24 protein-coding genes and 1 pseudogene are annotated in these 24,086 nt (G+C 60.9%); all 25 read left to right on the plus strand.

Annotation, left to right across the window (positions count from 1 at the left end; translation table 11 throughout):
• Nucleotide 1: 1 nt before the first annotated feature.
• Nucleotides 2-1,012, plus strand: coding sequence for a phosphate acyltransferase PlsX (plsX, locus tag AB1J88_RS28785; RefSeq protein WP_369426606.1), 1,011 nt, complete (start codon nt 2-4; stop codon nt 1,010-1,012).
• Nucleotides 1,013-1,135: 123 nt separating this feature from the next.
• The gene (gene fabD / locus AB1J88_RS28790; protein ID WP_222018646.1) at nt 1,136-2,074 is read left to right on the plus strand and encodes an ACP S-malonyltransferase; all 939 of its coding nucleotides are present in this window, start codon (nt 1,136-1,138) and stop codon (nt 2,072-2,074) included.
• A gap of 16 nt (nt 2,075-2,090) precedes the next feature.
• Nucleotides 2,091-2,831 (plus strand): 3-oxoacyl-ACP reductase FabG, encoded by a 741-nt coding sequence (gene fabG / locus AB1J88_RS28795; RefSeq protein WP_007967600.1) that lies wholly within the window; start codon nt 2,091-2,093, stop codon nt 2,829-2,831.
• A gap of 196 nt (nt 2,832-3,027) precedes the next feature.
• A complete protein-coding gene (gene acpP, locus AB1J88_RS28800; protein ID WP_003175607.1) occupies nt 3,028-3,264 on the plus strand; it encodes an acyl carrier protein in 237 nt (78 codons plus the stop codon).
• A 108-nt stretch (nt 3,265-3,372) separates the two neighbouring features.
• Nucleotides 3,373-4,617, plus strand: a complete 1,245-nt coding sequence (gene fabF, locus AB1J88_RS28805; RefSeq protein WP_430289922.1) for a beta-ketoacyl-ACP synthase II — start codon at nt 3,373-3,375, stop codon at nt 4,615-4,617.
• On the plus strand, nt 4,617-5,432 hold the full coding sequence (pabC, locus tag AB1J88_RS28810) for an aminodeoxychorismate lyase (RefSeq protein ID WP_430289921.1): 816 nt from the start codon (nt 4,617-4,619) through the stop codon (nt 5,430-5,432). Before fabF ends, pabC begins: the two co-directional genes overlap by 1 nt.
• 3 nt (nt 5,433-5,435) lie before the next feature.
• Nucleotides 5,436-6,593 carry an endolytic transglycosylase MltG gene (gene mltG / locus AB1J88_RS28815; RefSeq protein ID WP_430289920.1) on the plus strand — a complete coding sequence of 386 codons (1,158 nt, stop codon included), beginning with the start codon at nt 5,436-5,438 and terminating at the stop codon, nt 6,591-6,593.
• A 19-nt stretch (nt 6,594-6,612) separates the two neighbouring features.
• Nucleotides 6,613-7,245 carry a dTMP kinase gene (tmk, locus tag AB1J88_RS28820; protein ID WP_430289918.1) on the plus strand — a complete coding sequence of 211 codons (633 nt, stop codon included), beginning with the start codon at nt 6,613-6,615 and terminating at the stop codon, nt 7,243-7,245.
• Nucleotides 7,238-8,221: a DNA polymerase III subunit delta' gene (locus tag AB1J88_RS28825; RefSeq protein ID WP_430289917.1), complete on the plus strand. Its 984-nt coding sequence runs from the start codon at nt 7,238-7,240 to the stop codon at nt 8,219-8,221. Before tmk ends, AB1J88_RS28825 begins: the two co-directional genes overlap by 8 nt.
• 42 nt (nt 8,222-8,263) lie before the next feature.
• Nucleotides 8,264-8,620: a PilZ domain-containing protein gene (locus AB1J88_RS28830; protein ID WP_430289916.1), complete on the plus strand. Its 357-nt coding sequence runs from the start codon at nt 8,264-8,266 to the stop codon at nt 8,618-8,620.
• 15 nt (nt 8,621-8,635) lie between these two features.
• Nucleotides 8,636-9,427, plus strand: a complete 792-nt coding sequence (locus tag AB1J88_RS28835; RefSeq protein WP_108183480.1) for a TatD family hydrolase — start codon at nt 8,636-8,638, stop codon at nt 9,425-9,427.
• 352 nt (nt 9,428-9,779) lie between these two features.
• Nucleotides 9,780-10,418 (plus strand): TetR/AcrR family transcriptional regulator, encoded by a 639-nt coding sequence (locus AB1J88_RS28840; protein WP_007950805.1) that lies wholly within the window; start codon nt 9,780-9,782, stop codon nt 10,416-10,418.
• Nucleotides 10,419-10,555: 137 nt separating this feature from the next.
• Nucleotides 10,556-11,524: a GTP 3',8-cyclase MoaA gene (locus tag AB1J88_RS28845; protein WP_430289915.1), complete on the plus strand. Its 969-nt coding sequence runs from the start codon at nt 10,556-10,558 to the stop codon at nt 11,522-11,524.
• A 170-nt stretch (nt 11,525-11,694) separates the two neighbouring features.
• A pseudogene (locus AB1J88_RS28850) lies at nt 11,695-12,301 on the plus strand (DUF4823 domain-containing protein).
• Nucleotides 12,302-12,316: 15 nt separating this feature from the next.
• Nucleotides 12,317-12,877, plus strand: coding sequence for a DUF1285 domain-containing protein (locus AB1J88_RS28855; protein ID WP_041069211.1), 561 nt, complete (start codon nt 12,317-12,319; stop codon nt 12,875-12,877).
• A gap of 122 nt (nt 12,878-12,999) precedes the next feature.
• Nucleotides 13,000-13,716: a FadR/GntR family transcriptional regulator gene (locus AB1J88_RS28860; RefSeq protein WP_041069214.1), complete on the plus strand. Its 717-nt coding sequence runs from the start codon at nt 13,000-13,002 to the stop codon at nt 13,714-13,716.
• A 46-nt stretch (nt 13,717-13,762) separates the two neighbouring features.
• Entirely contained in the window at nt 13,763-14,638 is an 876-nt protein-coding gene (locus AB1J88_RS28865; protein WP_430289914.1) for an SMP-30/gluconolactonase/LRE family protein, read from the plus strand.
• Between the two features lie 270 nt (nt 14,639-14,908).
• Nucleotides 14,909-15,727 (plus strand): SDR family oxidoreductase, encoded by an 819-nt coding sequence (locus tag AB1J88_RS28870; RefSeq protein WP_041069220.1) that lies wholly within the window; start codon nt 14,909-14,911, stop codon nt 15,725-15,727.
• A gap of 278 nt (nt 15,728-16,005) precedes the next feature.
• Nucleotides 16,006-17,010 (plus strand): substrate-binding domain-containing protein, encoded by a 1,005-nt coding sequence (locus tag AB1J88_RS28875; protein ID WP_047295641.1) that lies wholly within the window; start codon nt 16,006-16,008, stop codon nt 17,008-17,010.
• 33 nt (nt 17,011-17,043) lie between these two features.
• A complete protein-coding gene (gene araG / locus AB1J88_RS28880; protein ID WP_134787069.1) occupies nt 17,044-18,588 on the plus strand; it encodes an L-arabinose ABC transporter ATP-binding protein AraG in 1,545 nt (514 codons plus the stop codon).
• Nucleotides 18,589-18,600: 12 nt separating this feature from the next.
• Nucleotides 18,601-19,569 carry an L-arabinose ABC transporter permease AraH gene (gene araH / locus AB1J88_RS28885; protein WP_041069807.1) on the plus strand — a complete coding sequence of 323 codons (969 nt, stop codon included), beginning with the start codon at nt 18,601-18,603 and terminating at the stop codon, nt 19,567-19,569.
• Between the two features lie 195 nt (nt 19,570-19,764).
• Complete coding sequence (locus AB1J88_RS28890) at nt 19,765-20,478, plus strand: GntR family transcriptional regulator (RefSeq protein WP_108183475.1); 714 nt, start codon at nt 19,765-19,767, stop codon at nt 20,476-20,478.
• Complete coding sequence (locus tag AB1J88_RS28895) at nt 20,475-21,473, plus strand: ADP-ribosylglycohydrolase family protein (RefSeq protein ID WP_430292618.1); 999 nt, start codon at nt 20,475-20,477, stop codon at nt 21,471-21,473. The genes AB1J88_RS28890 and AB1J88_RS28895 overlap by 4 nt, the downstream gene beginning before the upstream one ends.
• A gap of 222 nt (nt 21,474-21,695) precedes the next feature.
• On the plus strand, nt 21,696-23,162 hold the full coding sequence (locus AB1J88_RS28900; protein WP_430292619.1) for a purine-cytosine permease family protein: 1,467 nt from the start codon (nt 21,696-21,698) through the stop codon (nt 23,160-23,162).
• The gene (locus tag AB1J88_RS28905; RefSeq protein ID WP_430292620.1) at nt 23,155-24,084 is read left to right on the plus strand and encodes a PfkB family carbohydrate kinase; all 930 of its coding nucleotides are present in this window, start codon (nt 23,155-23,157) and stop codon (nt 24,082-24,084) included. The genes AB1J88_RS28900 and AB1J88_RS28905 overlap by 8 nt, the downstream gene beginning before the upstream one ends.
• The last annotated feature ends 2 nt before the right edge of the window (nt 24,085-24,086 follow it).

Genomic DNA, 24,086 nt, shown 5'->3' on the forward strand with positions numbered 1-24,086 from the left:
CTTGTCCGCTCAAGTCATCGCGATTGACGCAATGGGCGGGGACTTCGGTCCCCGCAGCATTGTTCAGGCCAGCCTTGCTTGCCTTTCTGCTACGCCCTCGCTGCACCTGACCCTCGTCGGTCAACCCTCCCTACTTGAAGAACTGATCAACGGCCAATCGGCTGCCGATCGCGCGCGCCTGACAATTGTCCCGGCGTCTGAAGTCATCACCATGGACGAAAAGCCGACCCAGGCCTTGCGTGGCAAGCCTGACTCGTCGATGCGTGTCGCCCTGGAACTGGTGCGTGACGGAAAGGCCCAGGCCTGTGTCAGCGCCGGCAATACCGGGGCGTTGATGGCGCTGTCGCGATTTGTGCTCAAGACCTTGCCGGGGATTGATCGGCCGGCGATGGTGGCGGCGATTCCGACGCAGAAGGGTTATTGCCAGTTGCTCGACCTGGGCGCCAACGTCGATTGCAGCGCCGAGCATCTATTGCAGTTCGCGGTGATGGGCTCGGTGGCGGCGCAGACGCTGGGCATCGCCCGGCCGCGTGTCGCGTTGCTGAATATTGGTACCGAAGACATCAAGGGCAATCAGCAGGTCAAGTTGGCGGCGACCTTGTTGCAGGCGGCGCGCGGCATCAACTACATCGGTTTTGTCGAGGGCGATGGCCTGTATCGCGGCGAGGCGGATGTGGTGGTCTGTGACGGTTTTGTCGGCAATATCCTGCTCAAGTCCAGCGAAGGCCTGGCGACAATGATCGCTGCGCGTATCGAGGCCTTGTTCAAGCAAAGCTTCGCTTCCCGCGTGGTGGGTGCTTTGGCCCTGCCATTGATGAAGCGTCTGCAGGCGGATCTGGCGCCTGCGCGACATAACGGCGCAAGTTTTCTCGGCTTGCAGGGCATCGTGGTGAAAAGTCACGGTTCGGCCGGGGTTCAGGGCTTTCAGAGCGCGATTCAGCGCGCGCTGATCGAGATTCAGGAGAACCTGCCCGAGCGCCTCCACGGTCGTCTGGAGGATCTGTTGTCTTAGGCGTTTTCGTCGGACAATGCTTAAATGTGACCGCCCGGTTCAAAGGGCCATCCAACTGTCAGTTTCTTGCGTCCCCCGGTGGGGCGTCACTTTCCGACGACAAGATCATTAGGGGCTTGTTACATGTCTGCTTCCCTCGCATTCGTCTTTCCAGGACAGGGTTCGCAGTCCCTCGGCATGCTGGCCGAGCTGGGCGCGGAACATCCGCTGATCCTCGAAACTTTCAAAGAAGCCTCTGAGGCTCTGGGCTATGACCTGTGGGCATTGACCCAGCAGGGCCCGGAAGAGCTGCTCAATCAAACCGATAAAACCCAACCGGCCATTCTGACCGCCTCGATCGCCCTGTGGCGTCTGTGGCTGGCTGAAGGCGGCGCGCGTCCGGCATTCGTTGCCGGTCACAGCCTGGGTGAATACAGCGCGCTGGTTGCTGCTGGCAGCCTGAGCCTGGCTGATGCGGTCAAGCTCGTCGAGCGCCGTGGTCAGCTGATGCAGGAAGCTGTTCCGGCCGGGCAGGGTGGCATGGCTGCGATTCTCGGTCTGGAAGACGCTGATGTGCTGGCCGCCTGTGCCGAAGCGGCGCAAGGCGAAGTGGTCAGCGCGGTGAACTTCAACTCGCCGGGCCAGGTGGTGATTGCTGGTGCCAAGGCTGCCGTCGAGCGTGCTATTGAAGGTTGCAAGGCCCGTGGTGCCAAGCGTGCCATGCCGTTGCCGGTGAGCGTGCCGTCGCACTGCGAGCTGATGCGTCCGGCGGCCGAGCGCTTTGCCGAATCCATCGCTGCCATCGACTGGCAGGCACCGCAGATCCCGGTCGTACAGAACGTCAGCGCGCAAGTGCCGGCCGATCTGGACACCCTCAAGCGTGATCTGCTCGAACAACTGTACAAGCCCGTTCGCTGGGTTGAATCGGTCCAGACCCTGGCCGCCAAAGGCGCCACCAGTCTGGTCGAATGCGGTCCGGGCAAAGTCCTGGCCGGTCTGAACAAACGTTGCGCCGAAGGCGTTTCGACTTCCAACCTCAATACCCCAGACGCTTTCGCTGCCGCCCGTGCAGCGCTGGCCTGAATCAGGAGAAACTTGCATGAGTCTGCAAGGTAAAGTTGCACTGGTCACCGGTGCAAGCCGCGGTATCGGCCAGGCCATCGCACTGGAACTGGGTCGTCAGGGCGCCATCGTTGTTGGCACCGCGACCTCCGCCAAAGGCGCCGAGGCCATTGCTGCCACCCTGAAAGAGCACGGTATCCAGGGCACGGGTCTGGAACTGAACGTCACCAGCGACGAATCGGTCAGCGCGGTGCTGGCGAGCATTCAGGAGCAGTTCGGTGCGCCGGCCATTCTGGTCAATAATGCTGGCATCACCCGCGATAATCTGATGATGCGCATGAAAGACGATGAATGGTACGACGTGATCGATACCAATCTGAACAGTCTGTATCGCCTGTCCAAGGGCGTTTTGCGTGGCATGACCAAAGCGCGCTGGGGCCGAATTATCAGTATTGGCTCGGTGGTGGGTGCCATGGGCAACGCAGGCCAAGTAAACTATGCAGCCGCCAAGGCCGGTCTGGAAGGTTTCAGCCGTGCGATGGCGCGTGAAGTCGGTTCGCGTTCGATTACGGTCAACTCGGTAACCCCAGGGTTCATCGACACCGATATGACCCGCGAACTGCCGGAAGCACAGCGTGAAGCCTTGCAGACGCAGATTCCGCTGGGTCGTCTGGGGCAAGCTCAAGAGATCGCCTCGGTGGTCGCTTTTCTTGCATCCGACGGTGCGGCATACGTCACTGGGGCTACAATCCCGGTGAACGGTGGGATGTACATGTAAGTAAAATGTGACGGATTGCTTCAAAAAAATGTCATACGAGCTGTCTAAAATCCGTTATAAAGCTGCAATCTATTTATAGGCAGAGGGCCGCAGGGTTTGAGGAGTGAAGCTTTCAGTTGAAAAGCTGAAAAGCCTTTCTATACACTTACCCACTGGCCAGCTGCCTGAATTTGTCCATTAGGAGTGAAAACAAGGTATGAGCACCATCGAAGAGCGCGTCAAGAAAATCGTTGCCGAGCAACTGGGTGTTAAAGAAGAAGAAGTGGTCAACACTGCTTCCTTCGTTGAAGACCTGGGTGCCGACTCCCTTGACACCGTTGAGCTGGTGATGGCTCTGGAAGAGGAATTCGAGACCGAAATCCCTGACGAAGAAGCTGAGAAGATCACTACTGTACAAGCTGCAATCGACTACGTTACTAGCCACCAGGCGTAATAGTTTGTAATCGTTGTCTGCTGTCATGGAAAAACCGCACTGCCATCATGGCGTGCGGTTTTTTCTTTAGGCCTGATGCAAAGTCGTCATTTGAAAAAGGAGAGTGCTGTGTCGCGTAGACGCGTCGTAGTCACCGGTATGGGTATGTTGTCGCCACTGGGCACGGATGTGCCAAGCAGCTGGCAGGGCATTCTGGCTGGCCGCAGTGGCATTGGTCTGATCGAACACACCGACCTTTCTGCCTATTCCACCCGTTTTGGCGGCTCGGTAAAGGGCTTCAATGTCGAGGAATACCTGTCGGTCAAGGAAGCACGCAAGCTCGACCTGTTCATTCAGTACGGTCTGGCCGCGGGTTTTCAGGCTGTTCGCAATGCTGGTCTGGAAGTCACCGACGCCAACCGTGAGCGCATTGGCGTGGCCATGGGTTCGGGCATCGGCGGTCTGACCAATATCGAAGAAACCAGCCGTACCCTGCATGAGACGGGCCCGCGTCGAATCTCGCCATTCTTCGTGCCAGGCTCGATCATCAATATGATTTCCGGTTTTCTGTCCATCCATCTGGGTGCACAGGGGCCGAACTACGCCATTTCCACTGCCTGTACCACCGGTACGCACTGCATTGGCATGGCGGCGCGCAACATCATGTACGACGAAGCCGACGTGATGATCGCCGGTGGTGCCGAGATGGCCGCATGCGGTCTGGGCATGGGCGGCTTCGGCGCGTCCCGTGCGCTGTCGACCCGCAACGACGAACCTACTCGCGCCAGTCGTCCATGGGACAAGGGCCGTGATGGCTTCGTGCTTTCCGACGGTGCCGGCGCGCTGGTGCTCGAAGAGCTCGAGCACGCCAAGGCTCGCGGCGCGACCATCTATGCCGAGCTGATCGGCTTCGGCACCAGTGGCGATGCGTTCCACATGACTTCGCCACCCGCTGATGGCGCTGGTGCAGCGCGCTGCATCACTAATGCCCTGCGCGATGCGAAAATCAACATCGAACAGGTGCAGTACATCAACGCCCACGGTACTTCGACCCCGGCCGGCGACCTTGCCGAAGCCAACGCGATCAAGACCGTGTTCGGTGATCACGCCTACAACCTGGCGGTCAGCTCCACCAAGTCCATGACCGGTCACCTGCTGGGTGCGGCGGGGGCGGTCGAGGCGATCTTCAGTGTGCTGGCAATCAACAGCCAGGTGGCCCCGCCAACCATCAACCTCGACGAGCCGGATGAAGGCTGCGATCTCGATTTCGTGCCGCACACGGCGCGCAACATGGACATCGATGTCGTCCTGTCCAACTCCTTCGGGTTTGGCGGCACCAACGGCACGTTGGCGTTCCGTCGGTTCGCCGGCTGATGGACAGCTGGGTCGACGGTCAGCCGGCTGACGCTCTGTCGCTGAAAGATCGCGGCCTGGCTTATGGCGATGGGCTGTTCGAGACCATCGCCGTGCACGGCGGCCAGCCGATATTGCTGGATCGTCACCTGACGCGTTTGGCCGAGGGTTGCTCGCGACTGGCTATCACTGCGGATATTGATCGGGTTCGCACGGAACTGCGGGCCTATGCCGCGGCAATGGGCGAGGGCGTGCTCAAGCTGATCCTCACCCGTGGTGATGGCTTGCGTGGCTACGCGCCCGATCCTGCGGCGCAGGGTCGGCGCATCCTGCAAGGCAACCCGCCTGCGGCTTATCCTGCCGTGCATGGAGAGCAGGGTGTGCGTCTGTTTCCCTGCGTCACGCGGCTGTCGAATCAGCCGTTGCTGGCCGGGCTCAAGCATCTGAATCGTCTGGAGCAAGTGCTTGCCCGCGCCGAATGGCGCGACGGCGAACACGCCGAAGGCTTGATGCTTGATCAGGCCGGACGCGTCATCGAAGGCGTGTTCAGCAACCTGTTTCTGGTGCGCGACGGCGTACTGATCACCCCGGATCTGAAGCGCTGTGGCGTGGCCGGTGTGATGCGTGCCGAACTATTGTTTCAGGCCGAGTCATTGGCCATCCCCACCCAAATTACCGATGTCAGCCTCGAACAGCTGCAATGGGCTGACGAAGTCTTTATCTGCAACAGCGTTTATGGCGTCTGGCCGGTACGCGCCTACGCTGCACTGAGCTGGCCGGTTGGCCCGCTCACCCGTAAACTGCAAACCATTGCCCGCGCGCTACTGGATGCCTGATTCGTGAGACGTAAATTCTTGCTGCTGCTGGAAACCGGACTGGTTCTGGCAGGGCTGCTACTGGGCGCCAGCGCCTGGAAAATTCATTCGGCGCTGGAACAGCCTCTGAACATCACGCAGGAAGAACTGCTGGATGTGCCGAAAGGCTCGACACCGACCCGCACCTTTCTTGAACTCGAAACCGATGGGGTCATCAAGGACGCCTTCTGGTTGCGCATTTACTGGCGCTTTAATCTGGCCGGCACACCGATCCATACCGGCGAGTACCGCATGTTGCCAGGCATGACCGTCAACGGTCTGATCGACTTGTGGAAGCGTGGCGAAGTGGTGCAATACAGTCTGACGCTGGTCGAGGGCTGGAATTTCCACCAGGTCCGCGCCGCGCTGGCAAAAGATGAAAAGATCGAGCAAACCCTCAAGGGCTTGAGCGACAGCGAAGTGATGGAGAAAATCGGTCATCGTGGATTGTTCCCGGAAGGTCGGTTCTTCCCGGATACCTACCGTTTCGTGCGGGGCGTTTCCGATGTCGAATTGCTGAAGAAGGCCTTTGACCGGCTCGATGAAGTGTTGGCCAAGGAGTGGGAAAACCGCTCGGCCGATGCGCCGTACAGCGAGCCTTATCAGGCGCTGATCATGGCGTCGCTGGTAGAGAAGGAAACCGGTGTGCCGCAGGAGCGTGGGCAGATTGCCGGCGTGTTCGTGCGTCGCATGGCGCTGGGCATGCAGTTGCAGACCGACCCGACCGTGATCTATGGCCTGGGCGACCGCTACACCGGCAAATTGACCCGTGCGCATCTCAAAGAGCCGACGCCGTACAACACGTATGTGATTCCCGGGTTGCCGCCGACGCCGATTGCCATGGTCGGACGCGAGGCGATTCACGCCGCGCTCAATCCGGTGGAAGGCAACAGTCTGTATTTTGTCGCCCGTGGTGATGGTAGCCATGTGTTCTCCGATGATTTGGATGCACACAACAGTGCGGTGCGCGAATTTCAGCTCAAGCGCCGCGCCGATTACCGCTCCAGCCCGGCCCCGGCAAATGCGCCGGCCGCGGCGTCCCCGGACACCGGCCCTGAGGCGCTACCGCAAGTTCCGCCTCAGGAACCTGCGCCAGCCCCTGCTGCCGAACCCGCGACGACCGCACCGCAGAGCGCGCAATGACTTTGATTAAGGACTGCCTGTGACTGGCTTGTTTATTACCCTGGAAGGCCCGGAAGGCGCCGGCAAGAGCACCAACCGCGAGTACCTCGCCGAGCGTCTGCGCGCCGAAGGTATCGAAGTGGTGCTGACTCGCGAACCCGGCGGAACGCCACTGGCCGAACGGATTCGCGACGTGCTGCTGGCCCCGGCCGATGAGGTCATGAACCCCGACACCGAGCTGTTGCTGGTGTTCGCCGCGCGCGCCCAGCATTTGGCCGAAGTGATTCGTCCGGCACTGGCCCGTGGCGCGGTGGTGTTGTGTGATCGTTTCACTGATTCGACATACGCGTATCAGGGCGGCGGTCGTGGTTTGTCAATGGAGCGTATTGCTGCGCTGGAGACGTTCGTTCAGGGCGACTTGCGTCCGGATCTGACACTGATTTTCGATCTGCCGGTGGAAATGGGTCTGGCTCGCGCCAGTGCCCGTGGCCGTCTGGATCGTTTCGAGCTGGAAGGCCGGGCGTTTTTCGAAGCCGTGCGCAATGCGTTTCTCAAGCGCGCTGAGGCTGATCCTGCGCGCTATGTGCGCATCGATGCCGGTCAGTCATTGGTCAAGGTTCAGCAATCGCTGGATACCTTGATTCCGAACTTGCTGGAGCTGATTCGTGGCTGAGGCCTTTCCATGGCAGGACAGCCTCTGGCAGCAACTGGCCGGACGCAGTCAGCACGCTCACGCGTATTTGCTGCACGGCCCGGCCGGGATCGGCAAGCGCGCGCTGGCCGAACGTCTGATGGCCAGCCTGCTTTGTCAGCGTCCTACGCCGGAAGCGTGCGGCGAGTGCAAGTCCTGCCTGCTGCTCAAGGCCGGCAGCCATCCGGACAATTACATCCTTGAGCCGGAAGAAGCCGACAAGGCGATCAAGGTCGATCAGGTCCGTGATCTGGTCAGTTTCGTGGTGCAGACCGCGCAACTGGGCGGGCGCAAGGTGGTGCTGATCGAGCCGGTGGAGTCGATGAACATCAATGCCGCCAACGCCTTGCTAAAAAGCCTTGAAGAGCCTTCCGGCGATACCGTGCTGTTGCTGGTCAGCCACCAGCCTAGCCGTTTGCTGCCGACGATCAAGAGCCGCTGCGTGCAGCAGGCGTGTCCGCTGCCCGGTGAGGCCATGAGCCTGCAATGGCTGGCACAGGCGCTGCCGGAGTGTTCCGAAGAGGAGCGCATCGAATTGCTGACGCTGGCGGCAGGTTCGCCATTGGCGGCAGTCAGTCTGCAGTCCCAAGGCGTGCGTGAGCAGCGGGCGCAGGTGGTCGAAGGGGTGAAGAAGTTGCTCAAGCAGCAGCAATCGCCGACACAATTGGCCGAAGAATGGAAAAGCATTCCGATGCTGCGCCTGTTCGACTGGTTCTGCGACTGGTCCAGCCTGGTCCTGCGCTATCAACTGACCCAGGATGAAACCGGCCTCGGTCTGACCGATATGCGTAAAGTCGTGCAGTACCTGGCGCAGAAAAGCGCTCAGGGCAAAGTCCTCGATATTCAGGACTGGATTCTCGCCCAGCGGCAGAAAGTCCTGAGCAAAGCCAACCTCAACCCGGCACTGCTGCTGGAAGCGTTGTTGGTGCAATGGGCGGGTTTGCCTGGTCAAAGATAAGAATGTGTACCTAGACTCTGAACATCAGCAGTGGAGGTCAACATGAATGAAGCCATCAGCCCTGGGCCGCGCAACGGCATCCTGTCCCTGACGATCAAGGACAAATCGGTGCTTTACGCCGCCTACATGCCGTTCATCAAGAACGGTGGCCTGTTCATCCCGACCAACAAGAGCTACAAGTTGGGCGACGAGGTGTTCATGCTGCTGAACCTGATGGACGAGGCGGAGAAGATCCCGGTGGCCGGCAAGGTCACCTGGATTACCCCCAAAGGCGCTCAGGGCAACCGCGCAGCCGGCGTCGGCGTGCAATTCAACGAGGGCGACAACACCGCCCGCAGTCGCATCGAAACCCATCTGGCCGGAGCCCTGAAATCCGACCGTCCCACTCATACGATGTAAGTAGCCGTCTCTTTTATGCTCGTAGATTCCCATTGTCACCTTGATCGCCTCGACCTCGCCGCCCATGACGGCTCGCTGGATGCTGCACTTGATGCGGCCCGCCAGCGTGGGGTCGGGCATTTTCTGTGCATCGGCGTCAGTGCCGACAACGCCGCCGACGTCAAAGCCCTCGCCGAGCGCTATGACGACGTCGATTGCTCGGTCGGTGTGCACCCATTGGATGTGCAACCGGGCGCGGCGCCGGCGCTGGACTGGCTGCTGCATGAGCTCAATCACCCGAAAGTGGTGGCGATCGGTGAAACCGGTCTGGATTATCACTACGAGCCGGAAGCCGCCGAGCTGCAACAGGCATCCTTCCGCCTGCACCTGCAAGCTGCCCGGCAGACCGGTAAACCGGTGATCATCCACACCCGTGGCGCCCGTGCCGATACCCTCGAACTGCTGCGCGAAGCGGCGTTGCCCCAGGCCGGTGTGCTGCATTGCTTCACCGAAGACTGGGACATGGCCAAGGCTGCGCTGGACATGGGTTATTACATTTCCCTGTCGGGCATCGTCACCTTCCGCAACGCCGACGCTCTGCGCGATGTGGCGAGCAAGGTGCCGACTGATCGCCTGCTGGTGGAGACTGACTCGCCGTATCTGGCGCCGATCCCGTATCGCGGCAAACCGAACCTGCCGCAGTACGTGCGCGAGGTGGCGGAGTTTCTGGCGATGCTGCGTGGGGAAGACTATGAGCGGTTTGCCGAGCAGACCACCGAGAACTTCAAGCGCCTGTTTCCGCTGGCCTCTGTCAAATCTGCCATGTAGGTCATCGGCAAATCGCAGGCAAAAAAAACCCGGGTTCTGGGGGGTGAATCCGGGTTAAGACCATTAGGAGTAAAACAAAGGCACGCGGTCCCTTGGTACCTTTACCGGCACGGCACTTGGGGGAGATGCCGCCCGACAGTTCAAGTATTGATCAGTCTGGCGTTCAGTCCAGTTGAGCGGTCGGGGTTTTTAAACAAATTTGGAATACGTGCGCTTCAGTTGAGTTCTCATTGCCGCCTCAGCGTTCGCAAAATGAACAAGAAACACAGATATGGTCGGATGATCCGTGCATTTTTGTGCAAGTTAGGCATAATACGCGGCTTCGAATTTTGACCCCTACAGACCTTTTCTTATGCACAAAGAACCTCGTAAGGTCCGTGAGTTTCGTCGCCGCGAGCAAGAAATTCTCGATACCGCGCTCAAGCTGTTCCTCGAACAAGGTGAAGACAGTGTCACCGTCGAGATGATTGCTGATGCCGTGGGTATCGGCAAAGGCACGATCTACAAGCACTTCAAATCCAAGGCCGAGATCTATCTGCGGCTGATGCTCGATTACGAGCGCGATTTGAACGAGCTGCTGCATTCGGCCGATGTCGACAAGGACAAGGAAGCGCTGTCCCGTGCCTACTTCGAATTCCGTATGCGCGACCCTCAGCGCTATCGCCTGTTCGACCGTCTCGAAGAGAAGGTGGTGAAAGGCAATCAGGTACCGGAAATGGTCGAGGAACTGCACAAGATCCGTGCCTCGAACTTCGAACGCCTGACCTTGCTCATCAAGGGCCGGATCAGCGAAGGCAAGCTCGAAGACGTGCCGCCGTACTTCCACTACTGCGCGTCCTGGGCGCTGGTGCACGGCGCGGTGGCGCTGTATCACTCGCCGTTCTGGAGCAATGTTCTGGAAGATCAGGAAGGTTTCTTCCAGTTCCTGATGGACATCGGCGTGCGCATGGGCAACAAGCGCAAGCGCGACCCGGAAACACCGAGCAGCTGAATCATTCAGCGGCCTTATTGCGCCATGATTTCGCTACATGACGCAGTACCGCAGGAATATACTCAGGCATAGGGCTTGCTAAAACTTGATTTGTGAGTCAAGTTTTAGCGGCTCGAAATTCTATCGCCGGAGTGATCATGATCGTTGACCGTCAAGGCAGGCGTTTTCGCAATTTGCGCATCAGCCTGACTTCAGCCTGCAATTACGCCTGTACCTACTGCGTGCCCAACGGCAAGCGGCTGGTGGCTGCGCAGGATGAACTGTCGGCCGAAGCCATGGCCCGTGGCGTGGCGTATCTGATCGAAGCCGCCGGCATCGAGCGCTTGCGCATCACCGGTGGCGAGCCGCTGGTCAGCCCCAAACTCGAATCTTTCATGAGTGCCGTCGGCAAGATGGGCCTGGAAGACATCAGCCTGACCACCAACGGTCAACTCCTGGCGAAGAAGCTGCCGCTGCTGGTGGACGCCGGTCTGCGCCGGATCAACGTATCCCTCGATACCCTGGAAGCCGGCGCGTTCCGCAGTATCGCCCGTGGCGGCGATCTGGCGACCGTGCTCGATGGCATGGACCAGGCGAAAGCGGCGGGGATGAAGATCAAGGTCAACATGGTGCCGTTGCGCGGGCAGAACCTGGATCAGGTGATGCCGCTGCTCGATTACTGTCTGGAACGTGGCTACGAGCTGCGTTTCATCGAGTTGATGCGCATGGGCCACCTCGCCACTGACTCCAATGCCTTCCTGCAACAGTTCGTCAGCCTGCAGCAGTTGCTGAGCCTGATTGGCGAGCGTTACGAGTACGCGCAAGCCGATGCGCCAGTCGATGCAACGGCCGTGCGTTATGCGATCCCGGGGCTGGGCCATTTCGGCGTGATTGCCAACGAAAGCGTGCCGTTCTGCCGAACCTGTTCGCGCTTGCGTCTGTCTTCGACGGGATGGCTGCACGGCTGCCTGTCGTCGAGCAACCGTCACTATGTCGGCGATCTGCTCGACAAGCCGCGTCATCAGGCATTACCAGCGTTGCAGCGCTTGCTGGTCAAGGCGCTGGGCGACAAGCAGGAAGTGGCGTTCTCCGGTGGCGCGACCGTTATGAAGATTATCGGCGGCTGAACAACCGCTTTCGCGAGCAAGCTCGCTCCCACATTTCGAATGCATTCTCCTGTGGGAGCGAGCTTGCTCGCGAATACGATCTTACAATCAACGATTTTCCTGAGCTGGCGCAAAAGCTGCATCCAACGGCCATTCGCCGGTTTTCCGTCACCGGCTTCTGGAGGATGAGGATGCGTAGCCTGGTTTTGCTGCTGGCCGTTTTGGCGCTTGGCGGCTGTATGACTGTCAGCGATATGGCCGAAGGCACTCGCTATCAGATGAGCGACGCGGGGCTGCTGGATCACAGCGACAGCCGTCGGTGTGAACAACTTCCGCATTCAGCCGGACTCGTTCATCTACATCGCCCAGGGTTCATTCGCGCCGCCGGGTGGCTCCTATCCGCGCCCGAACGTTGTGGCCGAAGAAGCGTTCAAAGGTTTTGTCGAATACTTCCCGATGGTCCGCCGTGCGCGAGCCCCGGAAGGCCTCGATCAGGCATTGGGCGAAGCCCGCGATGCCGGTGCTCACTACCTGCTGTATACCCGCTTCGCCAAGGCTGACGACCGCATCGGCAACTCCGACGAGTGGCTCGATCAGGAAGCCGTGGATCGCCTCGGCATCGACGGCGGGGTGATTCAGATCATGTTGATCGAGACCAGCACCCAGTATTTGATTGATACTGCACGGATCAAGAGTCGTGGCGGTTTACTGACGTTCCACGACAACAAGCCGGAAGACCTGATCGGCCCGCCGCTGGCGCAATATGCGCGCAGCCTGCTGGGAGTCGGCGACCAATAAACCAAGGAGTACGCCATGAGTGGCCCGCAAAAAGCCAATGACCTGTTGGGACAAATCCCCAAAACCAAAGGCCTGCCGCCGGTGCACTTGTGGAACCCGGACTTCTGCGGCGACATCGACATGCGCATCGCCCGTGACGGCACCTGGTATTACCTGGGCACGCCGATCGGGCGCAAGCCGATGGTCAAGCTGTTCTCCACCATCATCCGCCGCGACGGCGATGATTACTTCCTGATTACCCCGGTGGAAAAGGTCGGGATCAAAGTCGACGACGCGCCGTTTGTGGCGATTGCCGTGGAGGTTGAAGGCGAGGGTGAAGCGCAGTTGCTGCGCTTCACCACCAACGTCGAGGAGACCGCCGAGGCCGGGCCGGAACATCCGATCCGCGTCGAGATCGACCCGGTGACTCAAGAGCCCGCGCCTTACGTGCACGTGCGCACCAACCTCGAAGCGCTGATTCACCGCAATGTGTTTTACCAACTGGTGGAACTGGCGGTCAGTCGCGAAATCGACGGGCAGCGCTGGTTGGGCGTATGGAGTGGCGGCGAATTCTTCCGCATCGGCCTCGAGCCTTAAACAAAAATCCCTGTGGGAGCGAGCTCCCCCATTGGTTTTGAGAATTACCTTAAAATCTCGATTGACGGCTAATCATATGATCATTAGCGTGGACACCCATCGCCAAGCGCTTTGAGGTTTTCATGTCCAGCAGCTTTCATGCATCAACGGTCGATTGGCTGGGCAGCTGGATTGCCGCTGGCCAGGTAAAGCCGGGGCAGACGATCAAGGTCGAGGCCGATCTGGGCGAGCAACTCGGCGTCAGCCGCACGGTGATTCGCGAGGCGATCAAGACCCTCGTCGCCAAAGGCATGCTCGAAGTCGGGCCGAAAGTCGGCACCCGCGTGTTGCCAGTGCGGCGCTGGAACCTGTTTGATCCGCAAGTCGTCGGCTGGCTGTCACGCAATGGCTTGCCGGAAAACTTTGTCGATGACCTGCTCGATCTGCGTCGCACCATCGAACCGATGGCCGTGCGCTGGGCCTGCGAGCGCGCCAGCCTGGAGCAGATTCATGCGGTGCAATTGGCCTACAACGCGCTGGAACGGGCGGTCGACAGCGGCATCGATTACAACCGTGCCGACCAGGTGTTCCACGAGTGCATTCTGGCAGCCAGCCATAACCAGTTCATTGAGCAAATGGTCCCGGCCCTCGGCGCCCTGCTCGCCGTGTCGTTTGAAGTCTCCGCCGCTGACCCCGATGAACTGCGTCGCACATTGCCGATCCACAAGGACATGGCCGACGCCATCGTCGCCCGCGATGCGGCGCGCGGTGTGTGGGCCTGCATGACCCTGATCGACAATGCCGACCTGGCAATCAAGCGCTTTTACCCGCAGGTGATGGCCGACAAAAAAGCCAGCTGACAACACAAATCCCTACCATAAAAACCACAAAAACCAAGGAGTTGCCATGAGCTGGACCGCCGTAACCCAACACCGCGCCAGACTCGGAGAAGGCCCGTTCTGGGACGCCCCCACCCAGGCGCTGTACTGGGTCGATATCGCCGGCCAGCAGGCGCTGCGACTGATCGGCAACAACGTGCAGATCTGGCAGATGCCCGAACACGTTTCGGCGTTTATCCCGTGTGCCAGCGGCGATGCGCTGGTGACCCTGAGCAGCGGCGTCTATCGTCTGGATCTCGACTCACCAGGCCTCGAGCCACGCCTGACGCTGTTCTGTATCGTCGACCCGCAACCGGGCAATCGGCCCAATGAAGCGCGCTGCGATGGTCAGGGGCGATTGTGGCTCGGCACCATGCAGAACAACATCGGCGCCAACGGCGAAGACCTGCCGATCGAGCGTCGTTCCGGTGGCCTGTTCCGCATTGATCCCGACCAGCGTGTCACACCGTTGCTGCGTGGCTTGGGGATTCCCAACACCTTGCTGTGGAGCGACGACGGCACCACGCTGCTATTCGGCGACAGCCTGGACGGGGCGCTCAATCGCTATTTCATTCACACCGATGGCAATCTCGATGTCGCCAAACGCTGGTACGGTCCTGACCAGAACGGCGGCCCGGACGGTTCGGCAATGGACGCCGAAGGCTACGTGTGGAACGCCCGCTGGGATGGCAGTTGTCTGCTGCGCCTGAGCCCGGAAGGCAAGGTCGAGCGCAAAATCGACCTGCCCGTCAGCCGACCGACCAGTTGCGTATTCGGCGGCGAAGACCTGAAAACCCTCTACATCACCAGCGCCCAGAGTCCGCACAACCATCCATTGGATGGCGCGCTGTTGTCGATGCGGGTCGATGTACCGGGCAAACTCTGCACACGCTTCGCTGGCTGAATCCCAAAATATGGGATGCAAAATTATATATTGAGATTGTTCGGCGGTCGGGTTTATAGTCGGCTCCAGCAGTAACACGCACTCACACTTAAAAAGAACAAAACAGGTGAAGTGATGCAGCGGATCTCTATCGCACTCCCCAACGGAGTCAGCGTCTCGCAACGGCCCGGCGTCGCTCGCCGCGCCTGCCTGTTTCGTTTTCACAGTCTTCCAGACCGGACATCGTCAGATGCCCGGTTTTTTTGTGTCGACGAACAGGAGTCCTGATCCATGGCTGAACCTCTTTCCTTGCCGCCGGTGCCTGCGCCGCCGAAGGGTGAGCGTCTGAAAGACAAAGTGGTGCTGCTGACCGGCGCGGCCCAAGGCATCGGCGAAGCCATCGTCGCCACCTTCGCCTCACAGCAGGCCAGGCTGGTGATCAGCGACATTCAGGCAGAGAAGGTCGAGAAGGTTGCCGCGCACTGGCGCGAGCAGGGCGCTGACGTGCAGGCAATCAAGGCCGACGTCTCGCGCCAGCAAGACCTGCACGCCATGGCCAGACTGGCGGTTGAGCGGCACGGGCGCATCGACGTGCTGGTCAACTGCGCCGGGGTCAACGTATTCCGCGACCCGCTGCAAATGACCGAAGAAGACTGGCGTCGTTGCTTCGCCATCGATCTGGACGGCGCCTGGTACGGTTGCAAAGCCGTGCTGCCGCAGATGATCGAGCAAGGTGTCGGCAGCATCATCAACATCGCTTCGACCCATTCCTCCCACATCATTCCCGGTTGCTTCCCGTACCCGGTGGCCAAGCACGGCCTGCTCGGCCTGACCCGGGCGCTGGGTATCGAGTACGCGGCGAAGGGCGTTCGGGTCAACGCTATCGCCCCGGGCTACATCGAGACGCAACTCAACGTCGATTACTGGAACGGCTTTGCCGACCCGCACGCCGAGCGTCAGCGCGCATTCGATCTGCACCCGCCGAAACGTATCGGCCAGCCGATTGAAGTGGCCATGACCGCCGTGTTCCTGGCCAGTGATGAAGCGCCGTTTATCAATGCCGCGTGTATCACCATCGATGGTGGGCGCTCGGTGATGTACCACGACTGAGTGGATCGGGTTTCAAGCGGTGCACTCCGCTTGAAATCCAATCATCATACGATATGACTTTTTTCAACAGGCTTTGCAGCAGTACGTGTCACGCCACCACACCTGTGGCGAGGGAGCTCGCTCCCGCTCGGCTGCGCAGCAGTCGTAAATTCGGGCTGCGCGGTGTGTTTGATTGACCGAGGTAACCGGTTTTAGGGCCGCTTCGCAGCCCAGCGGGAGCAAGCTCCCTCGCCACAAGCTGTTTAATTTGCTCAAGAAAAATAACAAGGAGTCAGCTTATGAAACGTCGTTTCGGGATTCGTACCCTGTGCAGTGCCGCGCTGGCGGTCACCGCGTTCAGTCTGAGCAGTACGCTGCTCGCTGCCGACGCCGTGAAAATCGGTTTCCTGGTCAAGCAGGCTGAAGAGCCATGGTTCCAGACCGAATGGGCCTTCGCTGAAAAAGCCGCCAAGGACAAAGGCTTCGAACTGATCAAGATCGCCGTGCCGGACGGCGAGAAAACCCTCTCGGCCATCGACAGCCTTGCGGCGAACGGCGCCAAAGGCTTCGTGATCTGCCCGCCGGACGTCTCGCTCGGCCCGGCGATCATGGCCAAAGCCAAGCTCAATGACCTCAAAGTGATTGCCGTCGATGATCGTTTCGTCGACGCCAGCGGCAAGTTCATGGAAGACGTGCCATACCTCGGCATGGCCGCGTTCGAAGTCGGCCAGAAGCAGGGCAACGCGATGGTCGCCGAAGCGAAGAAACGCAACTGGGACTGGAAAGACACCTACGCGGTGGTCAACACCTACAACGAGCTCGACACCGGCAAGAAGCGCACCGACGGTTCGATGAAGGCGCTCGAAGACGCCGGCCTGCCGAAAGACCACATCCTGACCGCCGCGCTGAAAACCCTCGACGTGCCGGGCAGCATGGACGCCACCAACTCGGCGCTGGTCAAGCTGCCCAGCGCAGCGAAGAACCTGATCATCGGCGGCATGAACGACAACACCGTGCTCGGCGGCGTGCGCGCCACCGAAGCCGCCGGGTTCGCTGCGGCCAACGTGATTGGTATCGGCATCAATGGCACCGACGCCATCGGTGAGCTGAAAAAGCCCAATAGCGGTTTCTTCGGTTCGATGCTGCCAAGCCCGCACATCGAAGGCTACAAGACCGCCGAGATGATGTACGAGTGGGTCACCACCGGCAAAGAACCGCCGAAGTACACGGCGATGGACGATGTCACCCTGATCACCCGCGAGAACTTCAAGCAAGAGCTGGAAAAAATCGGCCTGTGGAACTGATGGCTGCTCGATCGGTGTGAAGAGGTGACTCAGATGCACGCGCAAGTACAGACACATGCAAGCAGCGCCGGCGGCAGCCTGCGCTTCAACGGGATCGGCAAGACCTTCCCCGGGGTCAAGGCGTTGGACGCGATCAGCTTCGTCGCCCACCCGGGGCAGGTGCACGCCTTGATGGGCGAGAACGGCGCCGGCAAATCGACCCTGCTGAAAATCCTTGGCGGCGCCTACATCCCGAGCAGCGGCGAGTTGCAGATCGGCGAGCAGACCATGGCGTTCAAGTCGACCGCCGACAGCATCGGCAGCGGCGTCGCGGTGATTCACCAGGAGCTGCATCTGGTGCCGGAAATGAGCGTGGCCGAGAACCTGTTTCTCGGTCATCTGCCGGCCAGTTTCGGCCTGATCAATCGTGGTGTCCTGCGCCAGAATGCCCTGGCCTGCCTCAAGGGCCTGGCCGATGAGATCGACCCGCAGACCAAGGTCGGGCGCCTGTCGCTCGGCCAGCGGCAACTGGTGGAAATCGCCAAGGCGCTGTCCCGTGGCGCGCATGTGATCGCCTTCGATGAGCCGACCAGCAGCCTCTCGGCGCGCGAAATCGACCGTCTGATGGCGATCATCAGCCGCCTGCGCGATGAGGGCAAAGTGGTGCTCTACGTCTCGCATCGCATGGAAGAAGTGTTCCGCATTTGCGACGCGGTGACGGTGTTCAAGGATGGCCGTTACGTGCGCACCTTCGATGACATGAGCCAGTTGACCCACGATCAACTGGTGACCTGCATGGTCGGTCGCGACATTCAGGACATCTACGATTACCGCAGCCGTCCACGCGGCGCGGTGGCGTTGAAGGTCGACGGTTTGCTCGGCCCGGGGCTGCGTGAGCCGGTGAGTTTCGAGGCGCACAAGGGCGAGATTCTCGGGCTGTTCGGCCTGGTCGGGGCGGGGCGCACGGAATTGTTCCGGCTGCTCAGCGGGCTTGAACGCAACACCGCCGGACGCCTCGAATTACGCGGGCATGAATTGAAGTTGCGCTCGCCGCGCGACGCGATTGCCGCCGGGATCCTGCTGTGCCCCGAGGACCGGAAAAAAGAAGGGATCATTCCGCTGGCCAGCGTTGCCGAGAACATCAACATCAGCGCGCGCGGCGCCAATGCCAGTCTCGGCTGCCTGCTGCGCGGGCTGTGGGAGAAGGGCAACGCCGACAAGCAGATCAAGGCGCTGAAAGTCAAAACCCCGCACGCCGGTCAGCAGATCAAATTCCTGTCCGGCGGCAATCAGCAGAAGGCCATTCTCGGTCGCTGGCTGTCAATGCCGATGAAGGTTCTGCTGCTCGACGAGCCGACTCGCGGCATCGACATCGGGGCCAAGGCCGAGATCTACCAGATCATCCATAACCTGGCCGCCGACGGCATTTCGGTGATCGTGGTGTCCAGCGACCTCATGGAGGTGATGGGCATTTCCGACCGCATTCTGGTGCTCTGCGAAGGCGCGCTGCGCGGCGAAGTCAGCCGCGACCAGGCCAATGAATCCAACCTGCTGCAACTGGCTTTGCCGCGCCATCGCGCTGACGGCGTGGCGAACTGAGAGGTGACTATGATGACCATCCAAAACAAGGCGCTGCCGACTCCCCGCAAACCGCTGGACCTGCGGCGCTTCCTCGACGACTGGGTCATGCTGCTGGCGGCCATCGGCATCTTCGTCGCCTGCACGCTGCTGATCGACAACTTCCTCTCGCCACTGAACATGCGCGGGCTGGGCCTGGCGATTTCCACCACCGGCATTGCCGCGTGCACCATGCTGTATTGCCTGGCGTCGGGGCACTTCGACTTGTCGGTAGGCTCGGTGATCGCTTGCGCCGGGGTCGTTGCGGCGGTGGTGATGCGCGACACCAACAGCGTGTTCCTCGGCGTCAGCGCGGCGCTGGTGATGGGCCTGATGGTCGGGCTGATCAACGGCATCGTGATTGCCAAGTTGCGGGTCAACGCGTTGATCACCACGCTGGCGACCATGCAGATTGTTCGCGGCCTGGCCTACATTTTTGCCAACGGCAAAGCGGTGGGCGTGTCGCAGGAGTCGTTCTTCGTCTTCGGCAACGGCCAGTTGTTCGGCGTGCCGGTGCCGATCCTGATCACCATCGTCTGCTTCCTGTTCTTCGGCTGGCTGCTGAACTACACCACCTACGGGCGCAACACCATGGCCATCGGCGGCAACCAGGAAGCGGCGTTGCTCGCCGGGGTCAACGTTGACCGGACCAAGATCATCATTTTTGCCGTGCACGGCGTGATCGGCGCACTGGCCGGGGTGATTCTGGCATCGCGCATGACCTCCGGGCAGCCAATGATTGGCCAGGGTTTCGAGCTGACCGTAATTTCGGCGTGTGTGCTCGGCGGCGTGTCGTTGAGCGGCGGGATCGGCATGATCCGCCACGTGATTGCCGGGGTGCTGATTCTGGCGATCATCGAAAATGCGATGAACCTGAAGAACATCGACACGTTTTATCAGTATGTGATTCGCGGTTCGATTCTGTTGCTGGCCGTGGTCATCGACCGCCTCAAACAACGCTGATTCCCGCTCAGCACGCGAACCTGTGGGAGCTGGCTTGCCAGCGATTTCGGTTGATCATTCAACATTAACTTTGAATGTTCCGCCGCCATCGCTGGCAAGCCAGCTCCCACAGGTGGTTGCGCCGCGCCAGACCTTCCGTCATCTCTCCTAAAAATTCCTTGCCCGCTCGCGCCCGTTTCGGGTATCACTTTGTACATGATTAGACAGGTACGATTTGACAAGAAACAACGGGTGGTCGACGAGCTCGTCCGGCGCATCGAAAGCGGCCTCATGGAGGACGGCTTTCTGTTGCCCGGCGAGCATCAGTTGGCGCAGGAATTCAACGTCAGCCGTGGCACGTTGCGCGAGGCGCTGGCCGAGCTGAAGCGGCGCAATTACATCGCCACGCAAAGCGGGGTCGGCTCCATTGTCACGTTCGACGGTGTAGCGCTCGATCAGCGCAGCGGCTGGGCGCAGGCGCTGGCCGACAGCGGGGCGCTGATCAACACCGAAGTGCTGCGCCTGGAAGCCGTGACCCGGCCCGATCTGCTCTCGCGGTTCGGTACCGACCAATTCATCACCCTCGACCGCCGTCGCCGCTCCAACGACGGCACCCTGGTGTCCCTCGAGCGCTCTTTGATGCCGGCCACCGGCGGCCTGGAAAGCCTGCCGCGTGTCGGTCTGATCGACAACTCGTTGACCATTACCCTCGCGGCCTACGGCTACATCGGCGAACGCGGCGATCAATGGATCGGCGCCGAACCGCTGAATGCCGAGGACGCCGAACTGCTCGGGCGCCCGACTGGGACCGTGTTCCTCAAGGCCCTGCGCACCACCTACGACCGACAGAACCGTTTCATGGAACAGGTCGAAAGCCTGCTCGACCCGGTGCATTTCCGCCTGCACCTGCAATTTGGAGAATCGAAATGACCGCGCTCAACCGTGCCCTCGGTGCGTTTTACGGCCTGGCCCTCGGTGATGCGCTGGGCATGCCGACGCAATCGCTGAACCGCGAAACGATCAAGACCCGCTTTGGCCGGATCACCGATCTGCAGGATGCCGGTCCTCTGCAACCGATTGCCGCCAACATGCCCAAAGGCTCGATCACCGACGACACCGAACAGGCGATTCTGGTCGGTCAGTTGCTGGTCGAAGGCAAGGGTCAGATCGAGCCGGCAGTCCTCGCCCAACGGCTGATCGAATGGGAAGCCGAGATGCAGGCCAAGGGGTCGCAGGACCTGCTCGGCCCGTCGACCAAACGCGCCATTGAAATGATCCTCGCCGGGCATTCGCCGGAGGAGGCCGGGCGTTACGGCACCACCAATGGCGCGGCGATGCGCATCACCCCGGTTGGCATCGCCGCAAACGTCGCCGATCCCGAGCGTTTCATTGCGGCCGTGGTGCAGGCCTGTCAGGTCACCCACAACACCACGCTGGGGATTTCCAGCGCGGCGGCGGTGGCGGCGGTGGTTTCGGCCGGGATCAACGGCATGGATCTGGGCGAGGCATTGAACCTTGGCCAGCAGATTGCGCAACAGGCCGAGGCACATGGGCACTGGGTCGCTGGCGGGCGCATCGCTTCGCGCATCAGTTGGGCGCGCAGCATCAGCGTCGACAGCGACAAGGCGCTGCTGGCGGATCTGCTGTACGACGTGATCGGCACGTCAGTGGCCTCGCAGGAATCGGTGGTGGTCTCGTTTGCCCTGGCGCAGCAAGTGGCGGTCGGCGAGATGAGCGCGTTCGACGCGTTGTGCATGGCTGCCAGCCTGGGCGGTGACACCGACACCATCGCGGCGATTCTCGGCGCCATGCTCGGGGCCTGCCTGGGTCTTGAGAGCTGGCCTGCCGAGATGATCAAGACGGTGAAGGCTGTTAATCATCTGGAGCTTGAGCCGTTGGTGCAGGGGCTGTTGGCCTTGCGTTGATTCAATTGACGCCTTCGCTGGCAAGCCAGCTCCCACAGGGATCGTGCATATCTTAAGGTTCACTTTGAACCTGTGGGAGCGGGCTTGCCCGCGATAGGCGCGACGCATTTATGAATTATTCACCCGCAATGGATCGCACAGACAGGCCCGGGAAGGCCACAGATGTCTTGTCGTTTTGCGTCATTGCCACAAACACAATAAAGGCAAACAGGAGCACTGTTCATGAGTTCATCAAACGTCGGGCCAAGCGCCGGGCAGCTGGAAACCCGGGGTATCGAGCCGGTGCCGGAAGCCGAGTGCAACGGCCATCCGCTGCAACTGTTCTGGGTCTGGTTCGCCGCCAACATTTCCATTCTCGGACTGCCGCTCGGCGCTACGCTGGTGGCGTTTCGCGGGCTGGCAATCTGGCAGGCGATCATTGTCGCGATTGTCGGCGCAGCCGGTTCGTTTGCGGTGGTGGGAATCATCTCGATTGCCGGTCGCCGCGGCCGCGCGCCGAGTCTGACCTTGTCGCGGGCAATCTTCGGCGTGCGCGGCAATATCGGCCCGACCCTGGTCTCGCTGATGTCGCGTCTGGGCTGGGAAACCGTCAACACCACCACCGCGGCATTCGTGTTGCTGTCGCTGTGTTCGATCCTGTTTGGCTCACCGGTTGAAGCGAAAAGCGCGCCCGTGCTGACCCTGCTCTTCATCGCCATTTTCGTGTTGCTGACCCTGTCGGTTTCCGGCCTCGGTCACGCGACGTTGCTGGTGATCCAGAAGTGGGCGACCTACGTGTTCGGCGCGCTGAACATTCTGGTCGGCGGCTTCCTTTGCGCGACCATCGACTGGAGCGCCGTGTTCAACGCCACGCCAGCGCCGCTGAGCGCGATGATCATTGGTATCGGCACCATGGCCGCCGGCACCGGGATCGGCTGGGCCAACGCCGGCGCGGACATGTCGCGCTATCAGCACCGCAGCGTCAAGGCTGTACGGCTGGTGGCGTCGGCGGCGTTCGGTGCGGGGATTCCGCTGGTGCTGCTGATCACCCTCGGCGGCCTGCTGTCGGTGGGTAACAACGACCTGGCATCGGCGACTGACCCGATCGTGGCAATCCGCGACATGCTGCCAACGTGGATGGCTGTGCCGTACCTGATCACCGCATTCGGCGGCCTGCTGCTGTCGAACAACCTTTCGGTGTACTCCGCCGGTTTGACCACGCTGACTTTGGGTCTCAAGGTCAAACGCGTCTACGCGGTGGTGGTGGATATCGTCGCGATCTTCGCCGGCTCGATCTACTTCATGCTGATTGCCGACAGCTTCTACGGCCCGTTCATCACCTTCATTTCCCTGTTGGCGGTGCCGATCACTGCGTGGGTCGGGATCTTCGTCGTCGACCTGATTCACCGTCATTACTACAGCCCCAGAGACCTGCTCGATGTCAGCCCGAGCAGCGCCTATTGGTATCGCGGCGGCATCGAGTGGCGTGCGTTCGGCGCCTGGGCGATTGCCATCGTGCTCGGCTTCAGTTTCACCACCATCGGCACCACCGCCGAGAACGTCTGGTTCAAAGGCTTCCTGTCTGACTCGTGGCTGGGCCACAACGGTCTGGGCTGGATCATGACCTTCGTGGTGGCCGGTGGCATTTACCTGGTTCTCGGCGGGGCGAAAGACCGCCGCGCCGCGCAAGTCGAGAATGCTCATGCCTAAGATGTTGCACACCGGCCAGGTCATCATCGACCTGGTCATGGCCGTGGATCGGTTGCCGCAAATCGGCGGCGATGTGCTGGCGCAGTCTGCCGCGTTCGAGGCCGGCGGCGGCTTCAACGTGATGGCCGCAGCCGTGCGCAATGGTTTGCCGGTGGTTTATCTCGGTCGCCACGGCAGTGGGCGTTTCGGTGATCTGGCGCGTCAGGCGATGAAGGATGAAGGCATTCATATTGGCATCTCGACGCCTGCGCAACGCGACACCGGGATTTGCGTGGCGCTGACCGATGCGTCGGCCGAGCGCAGTTTCATTTCCTACATCGGCGCTGAAGGCGAGGTGACCGAGGAGGATTTGAACAGCGTGGCCGCCGAGGCGGGCGATTACGTTTATGTGAGCGGCTACAGCCTGCTGCATGCAGGCAAGGCGCAAGCTTTGCTGGACTGGACGCTGGCGCTGCCGGACGCGATCAACGTGGTGTTCGATCCGGGCCCGCTGGTCGAGTCGCCGGACTCGGCGTTGATGCAAGCGCTGCTGCCGCGCATCGATGTGTGGACCAGCAACGGCGTCGAGGCGTTGCGCTTCACCGGAGCTGCGGACATTGGCGCGGCACTGGACCGACTCGCCGAACACTTACCGCAAGACGTGCTGTTGGTGGTACGCGACGGGCCGCAGGGTTGCTGGATTCAGCAGGCCGGTGAACGTCGGCATGTGCCGGGGTTCGCCGTGAAAGCCGTGGACAGCAACGGTGCGGGGGATGCGCATGCCGGGGTGTTTGTCGCCGGGTTGGCGCAGGGCTTGGATGCGCATGAGGCGGCGCGGCGGGCGAATGCGGCGGCGGCTTTGGCAGTCACGCGATGGGGGCCGGCGACAGCGCCGGGGGCGGCTGAAGTGGATGGGTTTATCCGCGAGTCCTGCGGCGACTGAAC

Source organism: Pseudomonas sp. S8, assembly GCF_050473925.1.
In the GTDB taxonomy this organism is placed as follows: domain Bacteria; phylum Pseudomonadota; class Gammaproteobacteria; order Pseudomonadales; family Pseudomonadaceae; genus Aquipseudomonas; species Aquipseudomonas parakoreensis.

Excerpts from the sequence above, each read along its gene's own strand:
- AB1J88_RS28865 (WP_430289914.1), top strand. The coding sequence starts at position 13,763 with ATGAGCTGGACCGCCGTAACCCAACACCGCGCCAGACTCGGAGAAGGC.
- AB1J88_RS28860 (WP_041069214.1), top strand. The coding sequence starts at position 13,000 with ATGTCCAGCAGCTTTCATGCATCAACGGTCGATTGGCTGGGCAGCTGG.
- AB1J88_RS28855 (WP_041069211.1), top strand. The coding sequence starts at position 12,317 with ATGAGTGGCCCGCAAAAAGCCAATGACCTGTTGGGACAAATCCCCAAA.
- pabC (WP_430289921.1), top strand. The coding sequence starts at position 4,617 with ATGGACAGCTGGGTCGACGGTCAGCCGGCTGACGCTCTGTCGCTGAAA.
- fabD (WP_222018646.1), top strand. The coding sequence starts at position 1,136 with ATGTCTGCTTCCCTCGCATTCGTCTTTCCAGGACAGGGTTCGCAGTCC.
- AB1J88_RS28900 (WP_430292619.1), top strand. The coding sequence starts at position 21,696 with ATGAGTTCATCAAACGTCGGGCCAAGCGCCGGGCAGCTGGAAACCCGG.
- AB1J88_RS28890 (WP_108183475.1), top strand. The coding sequence starts at position 19,765 with ATGATTAGACAGGTACGATTTGACAAGAAACAACGGGTGGTCGACGAG.
- AB1J88_RS28845 (WP_430289915.1), top strand. The coding sequence starts at position 10,556 with ATGATCGTTGACCGTCAAGGCAGGCGTTTTCGCAATTTGCGCATCAGC.
- araG (WP_134787069.1), top strand. The coding sequence starts at position 17,044 with ATGCACGCGCAAGTACAGACACATGCAAGCAGCGCCGGCGGCAGCCTG.
- acpP (WP_003175607.1), top strand. The coding sequence starts at position 3,028 with ATGAGCACCATCGAAGAGCGCGTCAAGAAAATCGTTGCCGAGCAACTG.
- AB1J88_RS28835 (WP_108183480.1), top strand. The coding sequence starts at position 8,636 with ATGCTCGTAGATTCCCATTGTCACCTTGATCGCCTCGACCTCGCCGCC.
- araH (WP_041069807.1), top strand. The coding sequence starts at position 18,601 with ATGACCATCCAAAACAAGGCGCTGCCGACTCCCCGCAAACCGCTGGAC.
- AB1J88_RS28875 (WP_047295641.1), top strand. The coding sequence starts at position 16,006 with ATGAAACGTCGTTTCGGGATTCGTACCCTGTGCAGTGCCGCGCTGGCG.
- fabG (WP_007967600.1), top strand. The coding sequence starts at position 2,091 with ATGAGTCTGCAAGGTAAAGTTGCACTGGTCACCGGTGCAAGCCGCGGT.
- AB1J88_RS28840 (WP_007950805.1), top strand. The coding sequence starts at position 9,780 with ATGCACAAAGAACCTCGTAAGGTCCGTGAGTTTCGTCGCCGCGAGCAA.
- AB1J88_RS28905 (WP_430292620.1), top strand. The coding sequence starts at position 23,155 with ATGCCTAAGATGTTGCACACCGGCCAGGTCATCATCGACCTGGTCATG.
- AB1J88_RS28895 (WP_430292618.1), top strand. The coding sequence starts at position 20,475 with ATGACCGCGCTCAACCGTGCCCTCGGTGCGTTTTACGGCCTGGCCCTC.
- AB1J88_RS28870 (WP_041069220.1), top strand. The coding sequence starts at position 14,909 with ATGGCTGAACCTCTTTCCTTGCCGCCGGTGCCTGCGCCGCCGAAGGGT.
- AB1J88_RS28830 (WP_430289916.1), top strand. The coding sequence starts at position 8,264 with ATGAATGAAGCCATCAGCCCTGGGCCGCGCAACGGCATCCTGTCCCTG.